Annotated in this window: 26 protein-coding genes; 17 read left to right on the top strand and 9 right to left on the bottom strand. The window is 65.7% G+C overall.

All coding sequences use genetic code 11. The features are described from left to right. Positions 1 to 16 precede the first annotated feature (16 nt). From ACFVJS_RS10595 to ACFVJS_RS10580, 4 genes are all read left to right on the top strand, one after another. Positions 17 to 1,063: a HoxN/HupN/NixA family nickel/cobalt transporter gene (locus ACFVJS_RS10595; RefSeq protein WP_378879239.1), complete on the top strand. Its 1,047-nt coding sequence runs from the start codon at positions 17 to 19 to the stop codon at positions 1,061 to 1,063. Positions 1,064 to 1,321: 258 nt separating this feature from the next. Beyond that, entirely contained in the window at positions 1,322 to 3,265 is a 1,944-nt protein-coding gene (locus ACFVJS_RS10590; protein ID WP_378879236.1) for a copper resistance protein CopC, read from the top strand. Between the two features lie 220 nt (positions 3,266 to 3,485). Next, complete coding sequence (locus tag ACFVJS_RS10585) at positions 3,486 to 3,686, top strand: hypothetical protein (RefSeq protein WP_008359889.1); 201 nt, start codon at positions 3,486 to 3,488, stop codon at positions 3,684 to 3,686. Next, positions 3,683 to 3,910 (top strand): hypothetical protein, encoded by a 228-nt coding sequence (locus ACFVJS_RS10580; protein ID WP_008359891.1) that lies wholly within the window; start codon positions 3,683 to 3,685, stop codon positions 3,908 to 3,910. Before ACFVJS_RS10585 ends, ACFVJS_RS10580 begins: the two co-directional genes overlap by 4 nt. Positions 3,911 to 4,489: 579 nt before the next feature. Here ACFVJS_RS10580 and ACFVJS_RS10575 read toward each other — a convergent pair. Then, positions 4,490 to 5,263 carry a cytochrome c biogenesis CcdA family protein gene (locus tag ACFVJS_RS10575; protein WP_008359892.1) on the bottom strand — a complete coding sequence of 258 codons (774 nt, stop codon included), beginning with the start codon at positions 5,261 to 5,263 and terminating at the stop codon, positions 4,490 to 4,492. Then, the gene (locus ACFVJS_RS10570) at positions 5,260 to 5,835 is read right to left on the bottom strand and encodes a TlpA disulfide reductase family protein (RefSeq protein WP_008359894.1); all 576 of its coding nucleotides are present in this window, start codon (positions 5,833 to 5,835) and stop codon (positions 5,260 to 5,262) included. Before ACFVJS_RS10570 ends, ACFVJS_RS10575 begins: the two co-directional genes overlap by 4 nt. 95 nt (positions 5,836 to 5,930) lie before the next feature. Here ACFVJS_RS10570 and ACFVJS_RS10565 point away from each other — a divergent pair, with 95 nt between their 5' ends. The 7 genes from ACFVJS_RS10565 (at position 5,931) to ccsB (ending at position 11,921) form a co-directional block, all read left to right on the top strand. Then, on the top strand, positions 5,931 to 6,815 hold the full coding sequence (locus ACFVJS_RS10565) for a hypothetical protein (RefSeq protein WP_008359896.1): 885 nt from the start codon (positions 5,931 to 5,933) through the stop codon (positions 6,813 to 6,815). A gap of 50 nt (positions 6,816 to 6,865) precedes the next feature. Further along, complete coding sequence (locus tag ACFVJS_RS10560) at positions 6,866 to 7,213, top strand: BlaI/MecI/CopY family transcriptional regulator (RefSeq protein WP_008359897.1); 348 nt, start codon at positions 6,866 to 6,868, stop codon at positions 7,211 to 7,213. Further along, positions 7,206 to 8,156 (top strand): M56 family metallopeptidase, encoded by a 951-nt coding sequence (locus ACFVJS_RS10555; protein ID WP_008359899.1) that lies wholly within the window; start codon positions 7,206 to 7,208, stop codon positions 8,154 to 8,156. Before ACFVJS_RS10560 ends, ACFVJS_RS10555 begins: the two co-directional genes overlap by 8 nt. Positions 8,157 to 8,280: 124 nt before the next feature. Continuing rightward, positions 8,281 to 8,535, top strand: a complete 255-nt coding sequence (locus ACFVJS_RS10550) for a hypothetical protein (RefSeq protein WP_008359901.1) — start codon at positions 8,281 to 8,283, stop codon at positions 8,533 to 8,535. Between the two features lie 7 nt (positions 8,536 to 8,542). Continuing rightward, positions 8,543 to 9,388, top strand: coding sequence for a prolipoprotein diacylglyceryl transferase (gene lgt, locus ACFVJS_RS10545; RefSeq protein WP_050800845.1), 846 nt, complete (start codon positions 8,543 to 8,545; stop codon positions 9,386 to 9,388). A 110-nt stretch (positions 9,389 to 9,498) separates the two neighbouring features. Beyond that, the gene (locus ACFVJS_RS10540; RefSeq protein WP_328530696.1) at positions 9,499 to 10,974 is read left to right on the top strand and encodes a cytochrome c biogenesis protein ResB; all 1,476 of its coding nucleotides are present in this window, start codon (positions 9,499 to 9,501) and stop codon (positions 10,972 to 10,974) included. After that, positions 10,971 to 11,921 (top strand): c-type cytochrome biogenesis protein CcsB, encoded by a 951-nt coding sequence (gene ccsB, locus ACFVJS_RS10535; RefSeq protein WP_328530695.1) that lies wholly within the window; start codon positions 10,971 to 10,973, stop codon positions 11,919 to 11,921. Before ACFVJS_RS10540 ends, ccsB begins: the two co-directional genes overlap by 4 nt. 473 nt (positions 11,922 to 12,394) lie before the next feature. Here the strand turns inward: ccsB and ACFVJS_RS10530 are convergent, their stop codons facing one another. The 3 genes from ACFVJS_RS10530 to ACFVJS_RS10520 form a co-directional block, all read right to left on the bottom strand. After that, a complete protein-coding gene (locus ACFVJS_RS10530; RefSeq protein ID WP_008359904.1) occupies positions 12,395 to 12,919 on the bottom strand; it encodes a M15 family metallopeptidase in 525 nt (174 codons plus the stop codon). A 260-nt stretch (positions 12,920 to 13,179) separates the two neighbouring features. Continuing rightward, positions 13,180 to 13,803: an N-acetyltransferase gene (locus ACFVJS_RS10525; protein ID WP_008359905.1), complete on the bottom strand. Its 624-nt coding sequence runs from the start codon at positions 13,801 to 13,803 to the stop codon at positions 13,180 to 13,182. Positions 13,804 to 13,974: 171 nt separating this feature from the next. Beyond that, positions 13,975 to 14,580: a M23 family metallopeptidase gene (locus ACFVJS_RS10520; protein WP_328530694.1), complete on the bottom strand. Its 606-nt coding sequence runs from the start codon at positions 14,578 to 14,580 to the stop codon at positions 13,975 to 13,977. A gap of 455 nt (positions 14,581 to 15,035) precedes the next feature. On the opposite strand from ACFVJS_RS10520, the gene ACFVJS_RS10515 reads away from it, so the two are divergent. The 5 genes from ACFVJS_RS10515 (at position 15,036) to ACFVJS_RS10495 (ending at position 18,458) form a co-directional block, all read left to right on the top strand. Next, a complete protein-coding gene (locus ACFVJS_RS10515; protein WP_008359909.1) occupies positions 15,036 to 15,494 on the top strand; it encodes a hypothetical protein in 459 nt (152 codons plus the stop codon). Between the two features lie 82 nt (positions 15,495 to 15,576). Next, positions 15,577 to 16,167 carry a DUF305 domain-containing protein gene (locus ACFVJS_RS10510; protein WP_008359911.1) on the top strand — a complete coding sequence of 197 codons (591 nt, stop codon included), beginning with the start codon at positions 15,577 to 15,579 and terminating at the stop codon, positions 16,165 to 16,167. Between the two features lie 62 nt (positions 16,168 to 16,229). After that, on the top strand, positions 16,230 to 17,081 hold the full coding sequence (locus ACFVJS_RS10505; RefSeq protein ID WP_008359912.1) for a F510_1955 family glycosylhydrolase: 852 nt from the start codon (positions 16,230 to 16,232) through the stop codon (positions 17,079 to 17,081). 12 nt (positions 17,082 to 17,093) lie between these two features. Continuing rightward, the gene (locus ACFVJS_RS10500) at positions 17,094 to 17,927 is read left to right on the top strand and encodes a DUF3152 domain-containing protein (protein ID WP_328530692.1); all 834 of its coding nucleotides are present in this window, start codon (positions 17,094 to 17,096) and stop codon (positions 17,925 to 17,927) included. 21 nt (positions 17,928 to 17,948) lie between these two features. After that, entirely contained in the window at positions 17,949 to 18,458 is a 510-nt protein-coding gene (locus ACFVJS_RS10495; RefSeq protein WP_378879222.1) for a four-helix bundle copper-binding protein, read from the top strand. Positions 18,459 to 18,513: 55 nt separating this feature from the next. Here the strand turns inward: ACFVJS_RS10495 and ACFVJS_RS10490 are convergent, their stop codons facing one another. From ACFVJS_RS10490 to ACFVJS_RS10480, 3 genes are read right to left on the bottom strand one after another with little or no spacing between them, the layout of a single operon-like run. Further along, the gene (locus tag ACFVJS_RS10490; RefSeq protein WP_008359918.1) at positions 18,514 to 18,981 is read right to left on the bottom strand and encodes a DUF2752 domain-containing protein; all 468 of its coding nucleotides are present in this window, start codon (positions 18,979 to 18,981) and stop codon (positions 18,514 to 18,516) included. A 36-nt stretch (positions 18,982 to 19,017) separates the two neighbouring features. Further along, positions 19,018 to 19,557 carry a hypothetical protein gene (locus tag ACFVJS_RS10485; RefSeq protein ID WP_008359920.1) on the bottom strand — a complete coding sequence of 180 codons (540 nt, stop codon included), beginning with the start codon at positions 19,555 to 19,557 and terminating at the stop codon, positions 19,018 to 19,020. Then, positions 19,554 to 19,763, bottom strand: a complete 210-nt coding sequence (locus ACFVJS_RS10480) for a hypothetical protein (protein WP_008359922.1) — start codon at positions 19,761 to 19,763, stop codon at positions 19,554 to 19,556. The genes ACFVJS_RS10485 and ACFVJS_RS10480 overlap by 4 nt, the downstream gene beginning before the upstream one ends. Positions 19,764 to 19,847: 84 nt before the next feature. Between ACFVJS_RS10480 and ACFVJS_RS10475 the strand changes: the two genes are divergently transcribed. Further along, positions 19,848 to 20,450 carry a TetR/AcrR family transcriptional regulator gene (locus ACFVJS_RS10475; protein WP_378879218.1) on the top strand — a complete coding sequence of 201 codons (603 nt, stop codon included), beginning with the start codon at positions 19,848 to 19,850 and terminating at the stop codon, positions 20,448 to 20,450. 74 nt (positions 20,451 to 20,524) lie between these two features. On the opposite strand, the gene ACFVJS_RS10470 is transcribed toward ACFVJS_RS10475, so the two are convergent. Beyond that, complete coding sequence (locus ACFVJS_RS10470; RefSeq protein ID WP_008359925.1) at positions 20,525 to 21,907, bottom strand: MFS transporter; 1,383 nt, start codon at positions 21,905 to 21,907, stop codon at positions 20,525 to 20,527. Positions 21,908 to 21,929: the final 22 nt, after the last annotated feature.

Genomic DNA, 21,929 nt, shown 5'->3' with positions numbered 1-21,929 from the left:
GGACCAACGAGCGAGCTTGGCGAAGACCCTCGGTTTCGTAGCCTTTCTCCACGTGCTCGGCTGGGGCCTCCTCGTCGGCGTCGCTGGGCCACATCAGTACGACGTCGGGGGCAAGGTGCTCGGCATCGGCCTGGGCCTGACCGCCTACACGCTCGGCATGCGCCACGCCTTCGACGCCGACCACATCGCGGCGATCGACAACACCACCAGGAAGTTGATGGCCGACGGGCAGAGGCCCATGAGCGTCGGATTCTGGTTCAGCCTGGGGCATTCGTCCGTGGTGCTCGTCATGGTGCTCGCAGTAGCCCTCGGCGTACGTGCCCTGGCCCGCGGCATCGGGGACGAGGGATCGACCCTGCAGCATGTCGCCGGCATCTGGGGTACGGCGGTCAGCGGCACCTTTCTGTTGCTCATCGGGCTGATCAATCTCGCTTCCCTGAAGGGCATTCTGGGGGTTCTTCGAGAGTTGCGACAAGGCAGGTATGACGACGCTGCCCTCGAGCACCAGCTGGACAGCCGCGGCTTCCTGAACCGGATCCTGGGCAAGGTCACCCGCATGGTTTCCAAGCCTTGGCACATGTATCCGACCGGCTTCCTCTTCGGCCTCGGATTCGACACGGTCTCCGAGATTGGGCTGCTCGTCATCGCAGGTGGCGCCGTCGCCTCCAACGTGCCCTGGTGGGCAGTCTTGACACTGCCGGTCCTTTTCGCAGCCGGAATGTCGTTGCTGGACACCCTTGACGGCGCCTTCATGAACGTGGCCTACGGGTGGGCCCTTGCTCGGCCCGTGCGGAAGATCTACTACAACATCATCGTGACTGCGCTCTCTGTCGCCGTCGCTCTCCTCATCGGCAGCGTCGAGCTCGTCGGCCTCCTGGCAGCGAAGCTCGGGATCGATACCGGGCCACTCGGCGCAATTGCAGCGCTCGATCTGGAGAACGTGGGCTACGCCGTTGTGCTCCTCTTCCTCATCACCTGGGGTGTTTCGGTCGCTGTCTGGAAGCTCGGCCGGATCGACGAGCGTTGGAGTTCTGCCCCCCACCAGCCCGACTCCCGCCACTGACAAACCACTGTCGAAGACCGCGAAGGCCTGACCAAGCGTGCAGCTCGCTGTGCTGTAGTCCGGCGTCTCCTGAATCGCGCGATAAGAGGTGGCTGCTCAAGCCGTCGAGCCGTTGTCTACTATCGATCGTCGTAGCAATTCACTGGGAAAGACGTGCGCGTGAAGCTTGTAGTACGGACGACCGCAGCCCCCGCGAGGCGGATGTCATTGCGAGGAGGATGTCAGGCTGCACTCGCTGCCCTGCTCGGCGTTCTGATTTTGGCTTTCGCAGCACCGGCGGCGCAGGCGCACGCGACCCTGCTGTTCGCCACCCCGGCAGTCGAGGGCGCCGTCCCGACCTCGCCGAAGCAGATCCAGCTGGTTTTCGACCAAGAGGTCATTCCGGCCGAGTCGGCCCTGGAGCTGGAAGGCCCACAAGGGACTGCGTTCCGCCTTGGGACAACCACGTCGGGCGAGAACGGGCGAACGGTGAGCGCTGCCGTGCTCGAGGAGCTCGAAGTCGGCCAGTACGTCGTGGACTGGACGGTCACCGCCAATGACGGCGACACGATGACCGGCAAGTACCGGTTCGCCGTCGGATCCAGATCCGGCCTCACACTGGGCGGGGGCGGCGACCCCGAGGTCCGCGGCCTGGCAGCGCTGACGATCCTGCGGCTGGGATTGTTCAGCGGCCTCACGCTCACGCTCGGAGGATTAGTAGGAGCCCGAATAGCGCGACGCACATCTTCGGTGCAGGCTCGCGAACAGGATCCGGAACCCTGGTTACTCGCCGGCAGCCTGCTCGGCGTGGTGAGCGCGGTTGGCCTGGCCGTGGTCCTACTGGGCGGCGGGTCAATGGTCGCAGGCATGACACGTTTGCGACCCCTTGAACTGCTCAACACGACTCCCGGTTTGGTGGCTGCTGTGGAAGTGGTGGCGTTCGCCGCGGCAACTGCTGCCTGCCTTGCACGGCGTGGCAGCGTCGCCGCCGCAATGTTGGTCGCAGTGGCGGCTGCCGAAGGCGTCCGAGCACATCCGCAGGCCAGCAGTCCAGGGTGGGGCGCCGCACTGACGTTCGTGCACCTATGTGCGGCCGCGGTCTGGATCGGGGCCCTCGTTCACGTCGTGCGGGTCGGCCTGTCCCGCCGCCGACGAGGTACCTCCGCCGCGGAGGTAGTCCGCAGCTACGCGCGCGTCGCGGTGTGGTTGTTCCTCTTGGTACTCGGCAGCGGCGTCGTGAGCGGGCTGGTGTTGGCCGTGCCGGCGGGCCTGGTCGAGACGTTGACCGCAACAAGATACGGCCATTGGTTGGTCGTGAAGGCCGCCATCGTCGTGATCGTCGCTGCACTGGCGATGTGGGCTCGTCGGCACCTCTCGGCACGGTCGGACGCGACGCAGCCGTCGTGGACCGCCCGAGTGGAGATGGCAGGTCTTGGTGCGGTACTCGCCGTCTCCGCCCTATTGACCTCCCTTGCGCCGCCGGTTCAGCCCGATCTTGAATTGCCCTTCCCGCCACCTCCTGTCGGACCGGTGTCGGCAGCTGGAGGTCGCGCCGGCTGGATCGGCATCGGGCTCACGGCGTCGCAAGGTCAGCTGCTGGTGCGGCTGAGCACTCCGGACATGCATCCGGCCGCGGACGCCGTCGACACGACGACGTACGACCTCGTGGCCAACGCGCTTGCGCCGGGCGGCGCCGCACCTCGAGCGTTGCATCTGCGTCGGTGCGGAACCGGATGCTTCGTGGCCCCACTCCAGTGGCAGCGGGGTCGAACTACCATCACCCTGAAGGCCACTTCCTCTGAATTCCGCGGAGGCACCACAGCGATCACCGTGGCCTGGCCGGCTGAGCAGGCCGCTCAGCTGTTGAAGCGGACCGTGCGCGTCATGCGGCAGATACCGGAACTCGTCTTGTACGAGCAGGTCACCAGTGACACCAACGGCGCCTCAGGCATCGAGACCCGGATCCCCATGAGCGGTCAGGAGCTCCTGGACTCGGATCCCTACGGCTCCGGGATCGCGCCCACCGTCGTACAGCTCGGACGCGACCCCAACACCGGTGAGACCGAGCTCGCTCTGGCCTACCCCGGTGAAGGGACGTATGTGCATCTCACCTTGGACCATCACGACCGGATCATCCGCGAGACCCTGAACGCCCCGAAACACCTCACGACCAGAACGCTGGTCTACCCAGAGGACGATGACGGTCATGCCCACGAACAGTGAGCACGAGCAGTGACCACTCACCACCGCTCCGCGCACGTCGCCCTCGTGAATCACTGACACTGGGGTACCGAATGGCGACCTCTCACGCAATGTTTGGCAAGAGCACGGTCGGGCACCTCGCTCGAGTCGAGGCTGCTGTCGGCGGGTGGCCACATGGAGTAACCTACTATCTCAGTTAGTAGATGGCGGATGCCTCGCCTTCCGAAAGGACAACCTTCCAATGACACAGCTTCTGTACTCCGTGGCCATCCTGGCCTGCCCGGTGGGCATGGGACTCATGATGTTCTTCATGATGCGCCGCTCCGGTGGCCACACGTCAGCGCCGCCGGCAAACGAGCAAGAGCTCGCTCGCCTTCGCGCCGAGCTCGACCAACTCAAGGCTGCCCAGCGTGACGCCGCAGCCCGATCGGATCTCCCATGACCGACCTGATGGTTCCGGGGCTGGTAGCGGCCGCAGCGATCACGCTCACCTACCTGTTCTGCGTTCGCCCGATGCGGCGTGACCGTCAAAGCGGTCTAGTCGGCATGGGCCACGGGCGCTCCTGCTGTGGAGACTTGGACAGCCAGGATCGGCCGACCGAGATCGACCGACTTCATGCCGAGATCGCCGAGTTGCGTGGACAACAGCGGTCTGGTCCCCCTTGAGCCGACACGCCCACGCGAGTGAGCCGACGCCCCTATGCGATACCAGGTCCATAGCAGCGCCACCTCCGCGGCGGGATCGTCCCCTCGATGTGCTCTCCCCCCGCTGCCTCGATGGCTACTACGGGCGGTATGCGCGCGGGATGAACGCGTCGACCTTCGGGACCAGCATAGGATCACATGACTCCAGGACGTTCCGAACGACGATGAGCAGCGTAAGAGTGCTGCCGGGCTCACCATCGATTCGGAAGCCACTGCCTGGGTGATCTCGGGCGAACGCCACGATCACACCCGTCGGCCGGGACACTGCGTCAGGATCGCGAACTGCAATAGGCTTCCTGCAGGCACGGCCAAGGGCATGCAGAGCTCTATGTGCTTGATCCACCCGCGCCTGCGGCGCGTCCTGGCTGGGCTCAGGTGGCACTGACGGCGCAACTCCGCCCTCCGAGACGGTCGATTGCGCCGCCGGCGACCCTTGCGCACCGAAGGCGTAAGCGACCTCCCACGATGCGCCGCCAAGCAGTGCAAGCGCAAGCACGACCGCAGGCATGGGATGCCGAGCGAACCATGCAGCGGCGTGCGTCACAGCGGCACCTGCCACGTGCCGAAGAGCGTGCGCAGGCTTGCCAGCCAGGCACCCCAGATGCCAGTGACCTCCAGGACCCCCAGAACCACCAGCATGGCACCGCCGATCCGCATCACGGATTGCGCGTGACGCCGGGCGAACGCGAAGACGCGAAAGGCGCGGCTGATGCCCATGGCGGCCAGCAGGAACGGGATCCCGAGGCCGAGGCTGTACGCGAAGGACAGCAGGGCCCCGCGACCGGCTGTACCGCTGGTGGTCGCGAGGGCGAGCACCGCCGCAAGCGTCGGACCGATGCATGGCGTCCAACCGATACCGAACATGACTCCGAGCACCGGAGCCCCAGCGAGGCCGACCGTCGGTTGGTAGCCGAGTCGGAAGGTACGTGATAGCCCCGGCACTGCCCCCAACACACCAGCGAACACCAGGCCCAGGAAAATCGTGACGACTCCGAGGATCCGGATGAGCAGATCCTGATGTCGGACCAGAGTGCCGCCGATCGTGCCGAACAGCGCTCCGTAACTGGTGAACACCACGGCGAACCCAAGCACGAACAGTGCGGTCCCCACTACTGCGGTCGACCGTTTCCTGGCGCTGGCCTCGCCCGCGGCGTCCGCTCCCGCCGCGCCAGTCACGTAGGCAAGGTAGCCAGGGACCAGCGGCAGACAACACGGGCTGAGGAACGAGATCGCGCCCGCGAGAATAGCCACCAGGATGGCCACCAGGAGTGGCCCGTAGGCGACTGTGGCACCGATCGACAGCGCATGAGTCATCCGAGCTTCTCCGCGTCCTCGATCAGGCCGCGCAGAGTGGTGGCGTCGATGCGGCCGATGTTGCGGGCGCGAATGAACCCGTTGCGGTCGATGACCAGGGTCGAGGGGACGGCACTGACCGGCACTATGCCGGTGAACGAGGCAAGCACGAGCCCGTCCTGGTCGTTGAAGCTCGGGTAGGTGATCCCGAACTTGCGCTCGAAGGCCAGGCCGGCCGCAGGGTTGTCGCGCACGTCGATCCCGACGAACCGTACGCCCCGTGGAGCGGATTCTTTCGAGATCTTTGCGAGATCCGGCGCCTCTGCACGGCAAGGCGCACACCACGACCCCCAAACGTTGAGGACGATCACGTGACCACGAAGGTCAGCCAGCGAGAGCATCTCACCGGCGATGGTCTCGCCCTCGACATTCGGAAGCGGGATGCCCTCATCCCCGGAATAGAGCGTCAAACCGACTTCTCCAGCGTCTGTGCTGCGGGCATGCGATCGGGTCTCGCGCAACTGCCACCAGCCAACGCCGAGGATCGCGCCGACCACGATGACCACAACCGCCGTGCGCACGTTGCGCCGCATTCCGTCACCCTCCAGTCATCTACTATCGTCCATAGTGGATAGTACGGCGCAGAGCCCGGTGCAGATAAACCGGGCCCCTCATGGACAGGACTCGCATGACCGACCCCAGCAGCGATCGAATCTTCGGCCTAACGCCACGCGCCCGTAAGGTCGTCGCACCACTTCTCATCGTCACGGTCCTCGTGATCGCGATGGGCACGTACCTGACCCAGCGGTCGAGCAACGGCACCGAGGCAGGTGGTTCCGAGGGTCGACGAGGGCCCGTCGTCGGCGGCGATTTGCACGCGGTTGGCCAGGTTGGCGACCGGCTGTTCGTCGGAGGCCACGGCGGAGCCGGGTACCGCAACCCTGCCGGGGGCTGGACGCAGATCGAGTCGCTCAACAACAAGGACGTCATGGGCTGGGCGCAATCAGGAGACACCGTGCTTGCCGGCGGCCACGAGGGCCTGTACGCCTCAACGGACGACGGCTCGACGTTCGACTCGGTCTCCGGATTGCCGGTATCTGATGTTCACGGCGTCGGTGCTTCAGGGAGGGTGGTTTACGTGGCCTCACCCCAAGCAGGGATCCTCGTCTCGGAGGACGGCGGAACGACATTCGAGCGGCGCAGTTCGCAGGGCATGGACTTCATGGGCACCATCTGGGTAGACCCGTCGAACCCCGACGTAGCGATCGCGCCATCGATGCAGGCCGGCGCCGCCAGAACGACCGATGGCGGCCGCACCTGGGATGCAATGGGCGGCGGCATGGGGTCCATGTCGGTTGCTGTCGGCGGCGGCGGACAAGATCTGTTCGTCGTCGGCATGGGTGACGCCCAGGTCAGTACTGACATGGGGTCGACCTGGACCTCGGCCGCGATTCCCGATGGCACCAGCGCGGCCTCCTACACTGCACAGGACAAGCTCGTCATCGCCGTTCTCGACGGCGACCGCGCTACCGTGTATCAGCAGGCGGGTTCCGAGTGGGAGCCATTGTCCTGACGGGCCACCTGTCCGCTGGCCAGTGACCGAGGAAGAGGAGTCAATCGGAAGTGCGCCCATTCGGAGACCTTGAGGCTGTGGTCATGGACCACCTTTGGGCGGCAGACGAACCGCTGACGGTTCGCGAGGTGCTCGAGCGGATCGACCGAGACCCGCCGTTGGCTTACACCACGGTGATGACGGTCATGGACAATCTGCACCGCAAGGGCGTGGTGACCCGCGAGCGCGAGGGACGGGCGTTTCGCTATTGGCCGACCAAGGACCGCGCCGCGCACACCGCCGACCTCATGCATGAGCTGCTCAACGGCAGCGGCGACAGCTCGGTCACGCTGCTGCGCTTCCTTGACACCATGTCGGCAGCCGAGGTCAAGAAGTTGAAGCGGGCACTCGGTGATTGATGCGCTCCTCCTGGCGACGTACGCCGCGGTTGCCGGGACGCTCGGCGCCGCGTGGCTGCGGGACGCCCGCTGGACGTCGCTTGCGCCCCGACTCGCCATCGCCGCCTGGCAGGCCTTGGCGATCTCGGTGCTGCTGTCCCTCGCTGCCTCTGGACTTGCCCTCGGTATCTCGTTCTCCCATGTCAGCGGCGATGTGGCCAGATTCTTCAGCCTCTGCGCCGAGAATCTTCGCCACGGCTACGCCTCGCCCGGCGGTGCATTCACGGCGCTCCTTGGCCTGACACTGTTCCTCGCGCTGCTTTCGCGGACCATGTGGTGCGCGGTTGGGGTGTCGGTGTCAGACCGCAGGGAGCGCGCCGCGCGTATCGCAGCATTTGACATGGTCGGACGACCTGATGCCGCGACAGGTGCCTTGATCGTCGAGCACGACGCACCGTACGCCTTCTGCATCGGCGGCCGACGCCATCGAGTCGTGCTCACGAGTGGCTTGCTCGCCGCTCTCCGCCCCGACGAGCTCGATGCCGTTCTGGCCCACGAGCATGCGCACCTTCGCCAGCGGCACCACACGGCGCTGGTCGCGTGTCGCGCGCTCTTCGGAACCCTCGCGCCAGTCTTTCCTGCCTTTCGTACGGCGATGCCCCTGGTGCGCCTGTATGCGGAGCTGTGCGCCGATGACGGCGCCCGCCGCCGGGTCGGCCCGGGACCGCTTCGCGACGCGCTTGCTCGACTTGCGTGTAATCCCGCACCAGCGGGCACGTTGGCTGCGAGCGCACACGATGTTGAGGCACGGTTGTCCCGGCTGCGAGACCGACCACGACGCTTGCCGGTGACTGCATCGGTGGGTGCATCGTTCGGAATCGCCGCGGCTGTGATGATCCCGCTGGTCCTGGCCGCCGCTCCCGCTATCGCTATCGCATGGGAAGGCATCTGTCGGATGGCGTGAGTTGTCTTCCTCCGTGACCAGCGGAGGCATGAATCGACGGGACTCCCATCGGCCCTGCGGCGGCACGCACAAGCTCATCTACTATTCTCCTTAGTAGTTCGTTCCTGAGGAGAGGAAGTGCGTCATGGCGAGCATCCGTCGCCGCGCCAAGAAGAGCGATATCGACAGGCAGCTGTCTACCTGGAGCAAGCGCCGCATCGCGTCTTGGTCGTTGTTCGGCCTGGCGGCCCTCATCGCCGTCCAGCATCTGGTCGCTCATGCCGGCTGGCGGCCGATCCCGATCTCGATGGGCTGGCAGGATCTGCTCATCGGCTACCCGGCTGCCGGCGTGCTCGCGGTCATCGGCGGCATCGTCGGGGACCCGAACCCGAGGGTCTGAGCACGGCATGACTGCGCTCTACTACATCCCTAGTCCGAGTGAAGGCGTCTGGCACATCGGACTCTTCCCGGTGCGCGCCTACGCGCTGTGCATCATCGCCGGCATCATCGCAGCCGTCTGGCTGGCTGAGAAGCGATGGACAAGCCGAGGGGGTCAGCCGGGGCGGATCCAGGACATCGCCTTGTGGGCAATCCCGTTCGGCATCATCGGAGGTCGGCTCTACCACGTCATCACCGACCCCGAGCTCTACTTCGGGGAGGGACGCCGACCGATCGAGGCCCTCTACATATGGCATGGCGGGCTCGGCGTCTGGGGTGCGATCTTCCTGGGTGCACTTGGGGCCTGGATCGGTGTCCGCCGCGCCGGCGCGCCGTTCGGTGAGATCGCCGGGGTGATCGCACCCGCCATCCCGCTCGCGCAGGCGATCGGCCGCTGGGGCAATTGGTGGAACCAGGAGCTCTTCGGCCGGCCCACACAACTGCCGTGGGGGCTGCAGATCAGCCCCGATAGGCGTCCGGACGGCTACGAGAGCTTCGCGACATTCCATCCCACGTTCCTCTACGAGTCGCTGTGGGACCTTGGCGTCGTGGGACTCGTTCTCTGGGTCGAAGCGCGCTTCAAGATCGCCGGCGGTCGATTGTTCGCCATCTATGTCATGGGCTACACCGCTGGCCGGGGATGGATCGAGTATTTGCGGATCGACACGGCGAACCACGTCCTCGGACTGCGTTTGAACGTATGGACCAGCATCATCGTCTTCGTCGCTGCAGCCACGTACTTCGCGCTGGCAACCCAGCGCGCCAGCGCTTCGAACAAGACTTTCGAGGCCTCATCTGCGGGTCCGGTCACGTGACCGACACCATCGACGCACCGCTGACCACGCAACCGAGCCAGCCCCCATCGGCACCGGGCAAACTCGGAGTCTTGGAACTCGGGCGATGGGCCTGGCGCCAGCTCACTTCGATGAGGACCGCCCTGATTCTGCTCCTTCTCCTGGGGCTGGCCTCAGTTCCCGGGTCGCTCGTGCCGCAGGAGCCGGTCGATCCGAACGCGGTACGCCAGTGGCAACAGATGCACCCCAAGCTGACGCCGGTCTACGAGCGACTCGATGTTTTCCACGTCTACGGGTCGCCGTGGTTCAGCGCGATCTACCTGCTGCTGATGGTCTCCCTGGTGGGCTGCATCCTGCCGCGGCTCAGGGTGTACTGGCGCGCTGCGACCGCTCCCCCGCCCCGTGCGCCCCGCAACCTGACCCGCCTCCCACACTCGATCACGGGTGCATCAAGCGCCTCCCCGCAGGAGGTCACCTCCGCGGCCCGGAAACTGCTCCGGCGGCAGGGTTATCGCGTCGAGACGACCTCCTCCGATGACGGGTCCGCGACCGTCTCGGCGCAACGCGGTTACCTGCGCGAGGCCGGCAACCTGGTCTTCCACCTGTCGTTGGTCGTGATCCTGATCGCCTTCGCCGCAGGAAGCTTCTTCGGGTTCCGCGGCTCGGTCAACCTGGTGCAAGGACAGACGTTCACCAATGCGCGCCAGTCCTATGACGACTTCGCTCCCGGACCGCTTTTCCGCGCGGACTCGCTCAAGCCGTTCAGCTTCACGCTCGACAAGTTCGAGGCGAACTTCATGACCTCCGGCCCCACGCTGGGCCAGCCCACGGCCTTCCGCGCAGACCTTTCCTACAGCCCCTTTCCTGGTGCCGACAAGGAGAAACAGCGGGTCGAGGTGAACCGCCCGCTGACCATCGGTGACACCAGCGTCTTCCTCGTCGGCAACGGCTACGCGCCCGCCATCACGGTCCACGACGGCGAAGGCAACACGGTCTACTCCGGTCCGACGGTCTTCATGCCGCAGGACGCCGGCTACACCTCCGTGGGGGTCGTGAAGGCTCCGGACGCCAAGCCCTCGCAACTCGGTCTCGACGCGCGGTTACTGCCGACGTACGCCTGGAGCAAGGAAACGGGGCCGATCTCGCAGTTCCCCGACGCGATGAACCCCGTGCTGTCGATGGCTGTCTACCAGGGCGACCTGGGACTGAGTAACGGTGTCCCCCAGTCTGTGTACGCCTTGGACAAGACGAAGCTGACCGCCGTCACAGACAAGACCGGAAAGCCGCTCACGCTCAACATCCCGATGGGCGCTACCCGCAAGCTCCCCGACGGCCTGGGCTCAGTCACGTTTGATGGCTTGAACCGCTGGACACGACTCCAAGTCAGCTCTACTCCTGGCGAAAGTATCGCCCTCGGCGGCGTCATCATCGGACTCCTGGGCCTCATGGGATCCCTATTCATCCGCCCGCGACGCATTTGGCTGCGCGCACACCGTACGGAGGTCGGCGCCGCTCTGGAGATCGCCGGCCTCGACCGCCTCGAGGGCCACGGCCTCGATCAGTCGCTGACCGATTTCCTCGCCAACATCGAGAAGGCAACCACATGAGCAATATCCAATACGCCCAGTTCAGCAACACCGCAATCATGTTCGCTGCACTGGTCTACAGCCTCGCGCTCCTGGCCCACATCGCCGAATGGTCGCTCCGCAAGGTTCCTCAGCCCGAACCGGCCCGCCTCGTCCGCGGCGGCGCCTCCGACGAGGACACGGACCCAGATCAGCGGACTCAGCAGATCTCCTACCGCGAGGACTTCGCGGGCCGCTTGGGCGTCGCCCTCACTGTCATCGGATTCGCCCTGAACGCCGGCGGGATGGTCTCCAGGGGACTGGCGGCCGATCGCGTGCCATGGGGCAACATGTACGAGTTCACGATCACCGGGTGCGTCGCCACCGTCGCTACGTACCTCGTGCTGCTCCGCTTCCAGCCAATTCGATGGCTCGGGCTCGCCGTCACCGGGCTGGTCGTCATATTTCTCATGGTTGCGGTGCTTCTGCTGGACGTCCCCGCGGGCCCGCTGGTCCCAGCACTGCACTCCTACTGGCTCTACATCCACGTGACGGCGGCCTTGCTCGCAACGGGAGCCTTCACGGTGGGCGCCCTGGCTTCGTGCCTCTACCTCCATCGGTCACGTGCCGAGGCCCGCGGCACCAGTAACCGTGGCCTCGCCGCACGACTCCCCGCCAGTGAGGTCATCGATGCGCTGGCCTACCGCCTGCATGCGTTCGGCTTTCCGGTATGGACCTTCGCGGCACTGATCGCCGGTCCTATCTGGGCGCGCTACGCCTGGGGCCGATATTGGGGCTGGGATCCTAAGGAAGTCTGGGCGTTCATCACCTGGGTTGCCTATGCGGCCTACCTCCACGCCCGCGCCACCGCCGGCTGGCGCGGCCACCGTGCCGCCACCCTCGCCCTCATTGGCTTCGCTGCGCTGCTGTTCAACTTCGTGGGCATCAATCTCTGGGGCGGAGGCCTGCACTCCTACGCTGGCAAATAAGGGTCCCAGCAAGCAAGCCGTCACTAGCCGCAGACGAGGTGCGCTGTACGCGCTCTACGAGCGGTCACTCTTGCGCTGGCTGCCGAGGTGCTGTCCGATACATCAGTCGCCGGACCGCGACCCCGACCTGCTGCCGGGGTCGCGGCACCCGACGACGCCATCGTGGTGTCACTTCCACGCCTCAAGGAATGGATAAGTCACCCAGACCCTTCATCGGGTGGATCAACGGTATGCACGCGCTCACCTGTGTTTGCAACTCGACCACTCGCCAGCCGCCGACTGCGATCGCCCGCAGCACGTCCGCGAACAGGTACAGGCATCGAACGTAAGGCGCGTCGCGACTGCGCGCAGCGCGGAATTGGTGCCGGAGTGCTGAGTGCGAGCGGCAGTCGTTCGATGAGCGCTTCCTGTACCAGCTCGAAGGGCCCCAACTGGAGCAGCGTGAGCAGGCTCTTCGGCGCTGAGCAGCCGACTCAGTTCTCCTTTGGCCCCGAACCAAACGGCTCTGATGGATAGCCGGTGTCGAAGTGCATGTAGTCGGCGACGTCGATGTTCTGCCAGATCCACCCTTCCTGGCGGAACGCCTTCCAGACCACTCCGCCTCGGAGGATCACTCCAGGAGCCTCTTTGCGTGCCCGGTGCTCGTCAGAGGGAAACCAACATTTGCAGCGCAGATCCTTCCAGGGGTTCTCAAAGGGATTGATGTCGATCGCCCTGCCGTTCGCGTGCGGAGACTCGCGAAACGGTGCGTTGATCTGGTTCGCTCTGCGGCAGTTGTACGCGGATGTGTTGTCGTCGGCGAGGCTGGCGTTTGCGTCGCCGCCGTACTCCTCAACTGGCCGCATCTTGCGAATCGGAAATCGAGCGTCGTACAGGCGACTGAAGATCCGGGCCACGCTAGCGGCCACATCACGATTGACCACCAGTTGACCGCGCTGCTTGACGCCCTTGAAGTCCACGAAGCTGACCCGCACCGAACGGAGCTGGCTGCGCCGCACGATTGGACATCCGGGTCGGACCATCCCTGCCGCCTTCATTCTTCTCCATTGGCCAGGGGCGACCGGTTCGATCACCGGACTGGCGGGGTCTTTCGACGAGGACGATTTGGAAGGACCAACCGACGGCGACATGGCGGTGGGCGCAGATGCTCTCTCAGAGAGAGTCGCCCCACCTTCCGAGGAGGCGCTGCCGTGCACGACCGCACATGCCGAGAGCACCAGATGCAGGACGAGGATGACACCCAGTCTTCGCGTTGCCCTCACTCGGTCTCCGGGAGCTCTCGCTCGAAGTACGACAATCGGCGACCGTCGACTCCAGTTGCGTCACGTGTGTGGCTCCACCCGGACTTCGCGTAGAAGGCGCCGGCACCCTCTGGCCCGGTGATGGTGACCAAACATGCACGCTCCCTTCCTGCTTCACGCGCCTGAGCAAGGAAGGCATCGACCAGCAGCGTGCCTAGGCCGTGGCCGCGGGCGTTCTCCGCCACAACGACGTGCGACAGGACGGCGAGGCGGGGCACATTGACAGTGTCCGTCGCGAGATCGCGAGACCGCCTCAGCGCATTCAGGTATCTGCGTGATCGCGTGACGAGGAAGCGCGCCAAGACCCTCGGCCTGCGGGTCAAGCCGAGGAGACCACACACAGCCAGGGCAACGCCGTGGTACGTCAGTAGAAGTCGACGGTGCTGAACTGGATCCAGGACGCCGACGAGGTAGCCAGACGGTACTCCCGACATCTCGACGATGAGCGCCACTGCCAGCGGACCGTCGAGAAAGGTCCGGTAGTAGCGGCCGAGGAATCGGGGCCCAAGCCGCGCAAAGAATCCATCAGGGAAATGCTGACGATGTGCAGCCACGACGTCCGGCAGATCCTGCAGGCCCATCCGCCTGATCCTCACAGGCGGACGATCGACGGACTCGCTCTGCGCTACTCCATCGTCTTGTGCAGCATGCTGTCTCAACGGCCCGCCTCCCACGCTCTACTATTGCCGATAGTAGAGCGCCTTTGGCGTTGAATTTCAAGGAGCAGCTGCTCCTCATGGGATCTGATGCCTCTAGGGGCGAGCGCCGTGATCAGCAAACGCGACCATCGGATCGACTGGATCGCCGCCATCTGGACGAACTTCGATGTGCACGTGTGGCCCGGTGCTGTTGCCCGTGCTTCCGACCTCTCCGATCCGCTGACCCTGACTCACGGATTGGCCCAGGCTGACGTCGATGACGGCCTGATGGCAGTACCAGATCTCGGTGCCGTCAGGAAGCTCGACGATCGTGCGGTATCCGTAGGAACCAGCCCAGCCAGCCTCAGTGACGCGACCACCGGCCACGGCGACGATCGTCGTCCCTTGTGCCGTCGCGAAGTCCAGGCCGGTATGGGTGTTTGCCCACAGCGAACTTCCCTCACCGAAGGTTCCTGTGAGGCGGTATGAAGCAACCGGGAGCACCCAGCGATCAGTCTCGCGATCAACCTTGAGCCGCTCGACCAGACGGTCTTGATTCGGCTGGCCCTTCGGGATGCGACTCGCCCTGGGCTTGGCAGGTTCGCGCGATTCGCGCACCGCAGGAGACCGCTCTGAAGATCGGGTCACCGACTTCGGCCGCTCGAGCGCCGATAGCGGCACCGAGGGCTTCGAGGTCGACTTCGTCGATGCAGCCGGCACCGCCGATTCCTGAACTGCCGAACCACCGCCCAGTGCAGCTGCGACCGCGGCGACAGCCAGAACCTGCGGGACCGCTCCTCGCCACTGGGGCGGGTTCCGACGTACGCCGCGGCGTCGGCCGCCGACCAGCGCCGGCGGATGCGGGGCCGGGGTACGTCCGGCACGTGCCTGCAACCGGCCTCGTTTGGTGTCACGTATCTGTTTGTGTCGACCAGGGCGCACCTGTTCTCCTCGTCCCACCGACTCGCGTACATGCCCGGCGCCACAGGCATGAAGTGGGGGATGCCCGTGCCGGGGAAGCCAGGCACCCGCCGAGGAAGGGAGAAATCCCGCTTCTCCTATCGACCATAGTTGATCGATTCTTGTGGGCCAACTCGAACGTTTGCCGCCGAATCCGCCGGGATTCATCGGGAGCGAGTTCTGATCCTGGATGGCTTTCGCCTAATATCGAGGCCATGCAGGACCTCCGTAGGGCGTCGCAGACACGCGGTGCACGCCTTGTGCTCGCCGCTGTTGCGGTGGCGCTGTTCGGGCTCCTGTCGATGCACGGCTGGGGGTCTCACGCCAGCACACACATCGTCGGGGCGGTGCCCCACGGCGTGAGCATCGTGGCGCCCGCGGGCCACGGTGACGTGCACGGGCTATCGCCATTGAGCGGTGAGGGCGCGACTGACCAGTCCAGGACTCACACGACTGCGCAGACGCCCGGGGCCCCATTCGACGGCGTGGACGGAGACCTTCTGGGTCTGTGCCTTGCCATCCTCAGCGGATTGATTCTGGCCGTCGCTCTGCTCATGGCACGACGCGGCATCCAGATTCTTTGCACGTTGCTCCCCGCCTGGCCGAATCCGGTCTTCTACGGGCGCGACCGCGACCCGCCCGATCTTCTCCAACTCTGTGTGATCCGCTGCTGACAGGCGCCGCTACGAGCCACCCAACCGGGTGACTCGGGCTTTCGGCTGCCCAGATTCGGATCACACAGATGGAGTATTTCTCATGCCCAAGAAGACCCTAACGGCCGCCGTCCTCGCGGCCGTCCTGCTCGTCGTCGCGGCCGTGGTGCTTGTCCTCGCTGCACGTGGCGGCGATGACGACAGCCACACCTCCGATACGCACAACGATGCCGATGTCACGTTCGCCCAACAGATGATCCCGCACCACCAGCAGGCGATCGAGATGGCTGAGCTTGCCGAGACCCGGGCTGAGAGCCAGGAGGTCAAGGACCTGGCTGCCGACATCGAGGCAGCACAAGGCCCGGAGATCGAGACCATGACCGGCTGGCTCGAGAGCTGGGGCGAGGACGTCCCGGACGAGGGCATGCCCGGCATGGATCACGGCGACATGTCGTCGGAGGAAATGACCGGAATGATGTCGGAGGAGGACATGACCGCTCTGGAGAATGCCTCCGGCGCCGAGTTCGACCAGATGTTCCTCACGATGATGATCGAGCACCACGAGGGTGCCGTCGAGATGGCTCAGACCGAGCAGGCCGACGGCGAGTTCCCTGACGCCACGGCGATGGCCGAGGACATCGCGACTGCCCAGACCGAGGAGATCCAGACGATGCAGGCATTGCTCAAGTCCTGACCATCGTCCAAGCCGGGCAGGCATGCGCCTGCCCGGCAACCTCCCAACACCGGAGCATCTTCATGAACCGAACCTCCCGGCTCGCGATCGCGGTCGCAGTGGCGACGGCCTTCCTGGCAACCGCCTGCGCGGCGGACCCAGACCCCAACCCCTCAGCGGCAGCCGACAAAACCACCGACGACCGCTCGGTCGGCCACATCCATGGCCTCGGCATCGACCCCGCCGACAACAGTCTCTATGTCGCCACCCACTTCGGGCTCTTCCACGTTCCAGACACCGGCAAGCCGCGCCGAGTCGCCGACCGATGGCAGGACACCATGGCGTTCACCGTGGTTGGCCCTGGCCACTTTCTCGGCAGCGGACACCCCGACCTGACCGAAGACCTGCCGTCACATCTGGGGCTGATCGAGTCCACCGACGCAGGCGCAAGCTGGACACCGCTCGCGCTGCAAGGTGAGGCCGACTTCCACATCCTCGAACCGGCCGGCGACGTCCTCTACGGGTTTGACGCCACCACGAAGCGCCTGCTCCGCACCGAGGACCGGAAGCAGTTCGAGGAGATCTACGCAGGCGACCTCATCAGCGTCGCCGCCACCGGCGAAGCCGGCCAACTGTTCGCAACCACAGGCAAGGGCCAGCTGATCAGCATCGACGCGTCCTCGGGACAGACCCGCGAGCTCGGCGGCCCCATCACTGCCTACCTCGACGCCACTGCAGAAGGCGGCCTGGCAGGCATCGGCCCTGACGGTGTCGTTCGGATCAGTGACGACGCGGGCACGACGTGGCAGGAGGCCGGATCGATCGGTGGCCAGCCGGCGGCCTTCACGATCACCGAGCACGGCTGGTACGCCGCCACGTCGAACGAAGCATTCCACTCCGATGACAACGGCGAGACTTGGAAACAGGTCCTGTAGGTCGGGGAGACGATGAGCAAGCACCGAAATCCATCTCACCGACGCCGGCAACCTCGCCACGGCCGGCGTACGGCCGAGGGTTCCGCCGGCCACGCTGCGCTCGCGGTCCTTCTCACCGGCCTGGCGATCACCCTCCCACTCGTCGCCATGGCGCGCGACAGTCATCCCGCCACGAAGAGTGCGCGCGCCCCGACGTCGTCGATTGCTGCATCGCCCTCAGCTTCGCCGAGCTCCGGGACAACGCTCCCCGATGGCGAGGTCGCTGCAGCCGAGGGAGATGTCTCCCGACCCAGCACACCACCCGCGACGTCGATGGCGATACCTGAGCGCGGGTCGGGGAGCTTTGAGGTCGCGGCCGCTCCATCTGGTCCACTGGATGAGGCGACGACGTACCGAGTCGAGGTGGAAAAGGGACTGCCGTACGCCACCAAACAGTTCGCTCGATTCGTCGAGACGACTCTCGCCGACGACCGCGGCTGGGCGGCCGAACACCGGCTCGCACGTGTCGACGGCCACGCCGACCTGCGGATCGTCCTGGCCACGCCGGAGACCGCCGACACCTTGTGTGCTCCGCTTGACACCGATGGCAGGTTGTCGTGCCGCAACGGCAGCGATGTCGTTCTCAATGCCTGGCGGTGGCACTTCGGCGCCGACAGCTACGGCAACAAGCTGGTGGCCTACCGTCGCTACGTGGTCAACCACGAGACCGGCCACGCGCTCGGCTACCCGCATGCGGAGTGTCCAGGCGAGGGCGCGGCTGCTCCGGTGATGCTGCAACAGACCAAGGGGCTGGACGGATGCACCGCCAACCCGTGGCCCGCCCGGGTGGATCTGGCCGATCACTGACCTGAGCCCTGGATTGACTGAATGCTCGCCAAGCGGGCTGCATGGCCCAGCCACGGTGGGGTACCTGTTGGGCATCGGGCCAATTGGTTCGTGTACGACAGCACCATCGACGAGAGGAATGCTATGCACACCGTCGTGCAGATGCTGAAGACCTACCCCAAGGACCTGGGCGGCATCGACACCACCCAGCTCACGAAGACGATCCAGACGCTGGCCGAATGCGCTCAGGCCTGCACAGCGTGCGCGGACGCCTGCCTCAGCGAAGACAAGGTCGCCGACCTGACCAAGTGCATCCGCAGCAACCTGGACTGCGCCGATGCCTGCTCTGCGACCGTCAACGTCCTGTCGCGGCACACCGGCTACGACGCCAACATCACAAGGGCGTTCCTGGAGGCGTGCGCCACCACGTGCAAGGCGTGCGGTGACGCGTGTGCCCGCCACGCCGACATGCACGAGCACTGTCGCGTCTGCGCCGACGCGTGCCGAGCCTGCGAGCAAGCCTGCCGAGACCTGCTCGCAAACCTCGGCTGACCGAAGTTCGCCAACCGCTGAGGTCGATGACCGCGCTGAACGTTCCAGCGCACCCTCAGCGCCACATGTCGGTGCCAGCGATGAGTAGATCCGCTCGCAGCTGCTGTCGGATCTCGAGCAGCACCAGCAGGACGAGTCCTACCCCGATCACCCAACGCCGGCGTTGCGGCGTCCACGAGAACCTAAAGGTGAGCCACCGTCGGCCGAGGAGCCCGACCAGGCTACGCAGGACCGCGAGCACGGCGCCAGCAACGATGACGATACTGAGCGGGTTGTATCTCCACGCCTGGACGAGGTTGCCTTGGGCCGCGTAGCGAGCTGCTCGAGTGCCTCCGCAGAGCGGATCCATGATCCCGACCTTGTGCAACGGGCCGTGAAGATCGACGGGCGGAAGACCAATGAGCGCCATCGAGATGGCGGCGACGAGAGCCGCCAGAGCCAGGGCAGTGAGCCACCAATGGCGGTCGCGACACTCGACGTCGAGTCGCAAGAAGGGGCTGGTGGCGTCAGCTGCGTACGGCATACGGATCCTTGTCGGGCTGGAACGACTACGGCACAACTATGCCCCGCTCAGCGTCGAACCGGGGCGGACAGCGCCGCGCGCCGCCCGGTCCTTACGCCAGCCATATCTCGTCAGGCCGCGGGGCTTGTAGATGTTCAGCATCATGATGCCGATCAGCAAGACGAGCCCAACAACGGCGTGCAAGATATCGCTGCCCATCACCAGCAGTTCCCCCTCCCCCGCCGTTCGGGCCCGCTGGGTCTGAGCGGTGACGTCGGGCATGTGCATGATCAGGACTGTGGTGAGCACGACCGTGCCCACCAGCGAGATGACCACCCAGTAGTGACGCAGCAGTCCCCACTTCGTCACCGCGCCCATCAGCACGCCGGTGGCAAGCGATCCAAGAGCGAGCGGCACGATCGCGTACCAGCCGACGACCTCCATCCCGATCCACGATGCTCGAACAACCGCGGGATCGTCCGTGGCCGGCACCGCGAAGGCCAGCGCCAGATAGGCACAGATCGAGCCGATCCAGCCCACCGAGCAGCTCAAGTGCAGGGCAAGCAGGAGCCGTCGTAGCCGCGGGCCGACAATCACAGGCCGGTCCCATGATCGATCTCTTCCCCGATCGGGGCGGAGCGCATGCCGCCGATGTGGCGTCCTGGCCCGTGGTCGCCACCGAGGGCGAACATCGCCAGCAGGGCGATCAGCACCACTGCAAGCAGCACCACGAGAAGGTACTTGACCCACGACGGCATCCCCGGGGGTACGTCGTCGGGCTTCGGGCTGTCATCGGTGGCCATTTACTCAGTCCTCGTTTTGTAAGACAATGTGTCTACGTAAATATGCATGGTGTCTCCATGTAAGACAAGGCGTATCGTCGAGCCATGCCGAATCTCTGGAAGGACACGGTCGCCGAGCACCGGCGCGATGTCCGAGCGGCGATCCTCGAGACCGCCTGGATGCTGGCGGGCGAGCATGGTGTCCGTGGCGTGACGATGGGCCTCGTCGCCGAGCGGGCGGGTATCAGCCGGGCGACTCTGTACAAGTATTTTCGCGGTGTCGACGACATGCTCGTGGCCGGTCATGCCGAGCACGTCGCGCAGCACTTCACACATCTTGAGGGGCTCCGTGACGAGGCGAGCTCTGCCGGGGCCGGCCTGTACGCAATGCTCCAGGGTTATGCACGGATCTGTTTCCACCGAGGATCCTCAGCCGCGTCCGACCTACATGGCCTGGTCCACCGCGGAGACCAGCACCGGCGCAACAGCGCGGACCTGACCGTGCTGTTTGCCAAGGCCGTACGAGACGCGCAGGAATCCGGTCAGGTACGGCCCGACGTCGCGACCGAGGAACTGGCCGCCTACAGCATCCACGCGCTCGAGGCCGCCGGGCAGGCATCGGGGGCCGACGAGGTCGACCGCCTCGTCGACCTCGTCGCTGAATCTCTCCACCTCCGGGTGGAGACCGCCGGACCCGGTCACCATTAGGGCCCGACGGTCGATACCGTCCCGGACTGTCCGGACTCAGACGCAGGCGTGCACGGGCCAGCGACTTGGTGGACTCACACGGCGTGCACGCATGCGCACTGGCATGCAGCGAGGGTGCCTTCGGCGGTATCGGCGGCCGTACGGACGAGCACGTCGACTCCGCGGCCACGATCCGTGGTTCCGGCCGTGGTTCCGGCCGTGATTCCGGCGCTGACTCCGGCCGCGGTTCCGGCTGGCTCGGCGGCCGGCACGGTGTCGGCTGCGTCCACGTCGCGCGTCCACAGCACAGGTGCGGCGGTGGCGCCGATCGCGGCGAGGATGGCGAGGATGGTCCAGGTGGTGGTGAAGCCGGCGTTGGTGGCGACCCATCCTGCGATGGGATAGGTGATCAGCCAGGCGAGGTGGGACAGGGAGAATTGGGCGGCGAAGACTTGCGGGATGGCGTTGGGTTCGACCGACCCCCGGAGCACTTGTCCGGTCGGGGTGATGATGAGTGCCATCCCGGCGCCGATCGTGAGCCAGATGGCCGCGGTGAGCGGCGGTATGGCGAGACTCGCCGCGGCTGTCGCGAGTGCGACGAGGACCCCGGCCACCAGAACGGCAGCTCCGGTGAGCATGACGACCCGTTCGGCGACGCGGTCCAGGATCCTGGGGAGGGCGAGGGCCGCCAGGAGGGTGCCCGATCCTGAGGCGGCGAGCATCCAGGCCACGTCGGACTGGGTTCCGCCGAGCACGTCGCGGACGTAGTTGACGGTGTTGACCACGACGATGGATCCGGCGGCCGCGACCACGAGGTTCAAGGCCATCACAGCACGCAGACTGGGCGTGGCGGTGAAGGTTCGGATCCCTGAGACGACCCGGTCCAGGGGGCTGGTGTGCTGGCTGGGGCGGGCGTTGGGGATACGGGTCGAGAGCACCAGTATCGCGGAGGCAGCAAACCCGATCGAGGTGCCGAGGAACAGCAGATTGAAGGACATGACCGCGAGCGCGACACCTGCGAGCACCGGACTGAGCAGGCTCTCCATGGTGTAGGCGACCTGCGATGCGGAGAGTGCTCGGGTGTAGTCGGCCTCTTCGGTGACGATGTCGGGGATGACCGCCTGGAAGGTGGGAGTGAATGCCGCAGAGGCGGTCTGTAGCACACCGATCAGCACGTAGATCTGCCAGACCTCGGTGACGAACGGCAGGGCGAGCACCACCATGGCACGGACCACGTCGAGGACGGTGAGGAACAGGCGCCGAGGCAACCGATCAACGTACGCCGCTGCCAACGGCGCGACCACCACGTAGGCGACCATCTTGATGGTCAACGCGGTCGCGAGCACAGCACCTGCGCGAGGACCAGCCAGGTCGTAAGCAAGCAGACCCAGCGCGACCGTGGCCAGACCGGTTCCGAACAGAGCGATCACCTGCGCGCTGAACAGGCGCCGGTAGTCGCGGATCGCGAACAACCCCATGGCTCTAACCCTTTCTCAGGCC

Source organism: Nocardioides sp. NPDC057772, assembly GCF_042798075.1.
Lineage (GTDB): Bacteria > Actinomycetota > Actinomycetes > Propionibacteriales > Nocardioidaceae > Nocardioides.
This window is presented reverse-complemented; position numbering and strand designations above follow the sequence as displayed.

Bases quoted from the DNA above. Each gene is read 5' to 3' on its own strand.
- ACFVJS_RS10585 (WP_008359889.1), top strand. From the start codon at position 3,486: ATGACACAGCTTCTGTACTCCGTGGCCATCCTGGCCTGCCCGGTGGGC.
- ACFVJS_RS10580 (WP_008359891.1), top strand. From the start codon at position 3,683: ATGACCGACCTGATGGTTCCGGGGCTGGTAGCGGCCGCAGCGATCACG.
- ACFVJS_RS10575 (WP_008359892.1), bottom strand. From the start codon at position 5,263: ATGACTCATGCGCTGTCGATCGGTGCCACAGTCGCCTACGGGCCACTC.
- ACFVJS_RS10570 (WP_008359894.1), bottom strand. From the start codon at position 5,835: ATGCGGCGCAACGTGCGCACGGCGGTTGTGGTCATCGTGGTCGGCGCG.
- ACFVJS_RS10565 (WP_008359896.1), top strand. From the start codon at position 5,931: ATGACCGACCCCAGCAGCGATCGAATCTTCGGCCTAACGCCACGCGCC.
- ACFVJS_RS10550 (WP_008359901.1), top strand. From the start codon at position 8,281: ATGGCGAGCATCCGTCGCCGCGCCAAGAAGAGCGATATCGACAGGCAG.
- lgt (WP_050800845.1), top strand. From the start codon at position 8,543: ATGACTGCGCTCTACTACATCCCTAGTCCGAGTGAAGGCGTCTGGCAC.
- ACFVJS_RS10540 (WP_328530696.1), top strand. From the start codon at position 9,499: ATGAGGACCGCCCTGATTCTGCTCCTTCTCCTGGGGCTGGCCTCAGTT.
- ccsB (WP_328530695.1), top strand. From the start codon at position 10,971: ATGAGCAATATCCAATACGCCCAGTTCAGCAACACCGCAATCATGTTC.
- ACFVJS_RS10525 (WP_008359905.1), bottom strand. From the start codon at position 13,803: ATGGGCCTGCAGGATCTGCCGGACGTCGTGGCTGCACATCGTCAGCAT.
- ACFVJS_RS10515 (WP_008359909.1), top strand. From the start codon at position 15,036: ATGCAGGACCTCCGTAGGGCGTCGCAGACACGCGGTGCACGCCTTGTG.
- ACFVJS_RS10510 (WP_008359911.1), top strand. From the start codon at position 15,577: ATGCCCAAGAAGACCCTAACGGCCGCCGTCCTCGCGGCCGTCCTGCTC.
- ACFVJS_RS10505 (WP_008359912.1), top strand. From the start codon at position 16,230: ATGAACCGAACCTCCCGGCTCGCGATCGCGGTCGCAGTGGCGACGGCC.
- ACFVJS_RS10500 (WP_328530692.1), top strand. From the start codon at position 17,094: ATGAGCAAGCACCGAAATCCATCTCACCGACGCCGGCAACCTCGCCAC.
- ACFVJS_RS10495 (WP_378879222.1), top strand. From the start codon at position 17,949: ATGCTCGCCAAGCGGGCTGCATGGCCCAGCCACGGTGGGGTACCTGTT.
- ACFVJS_RS10490 (WP_008359918.1), bottom strand. From the start codon at position 18,981: ATGCCGTACGCAGCTGACGCCACCAGCCCCTTCTTGCGACTCGACGTC.
- ACFVJS_RS10480 (WP_008359922.1), bottom strand. From the start codon at position 19,763: ATGGCCACCGATGACAGCCCGAAGCCCGACGACGTACCCCCGGGGATG.
- ACFVJS_RS10475 (WP_378879218.1), top strand. From the start codon at position 19,848: ATGCCGAATCTCTGGAAGGACACGGTCGCCGAGCACCGGCGCGATGTC.
- ACFVJS_RS10470 (WP_008359925.1), bottom strand. From the start codon at position 21,907: ATGGGGTTGTTCGCGATCCGCGACTACCGGCGCCTGTTCAGCGCGCAG.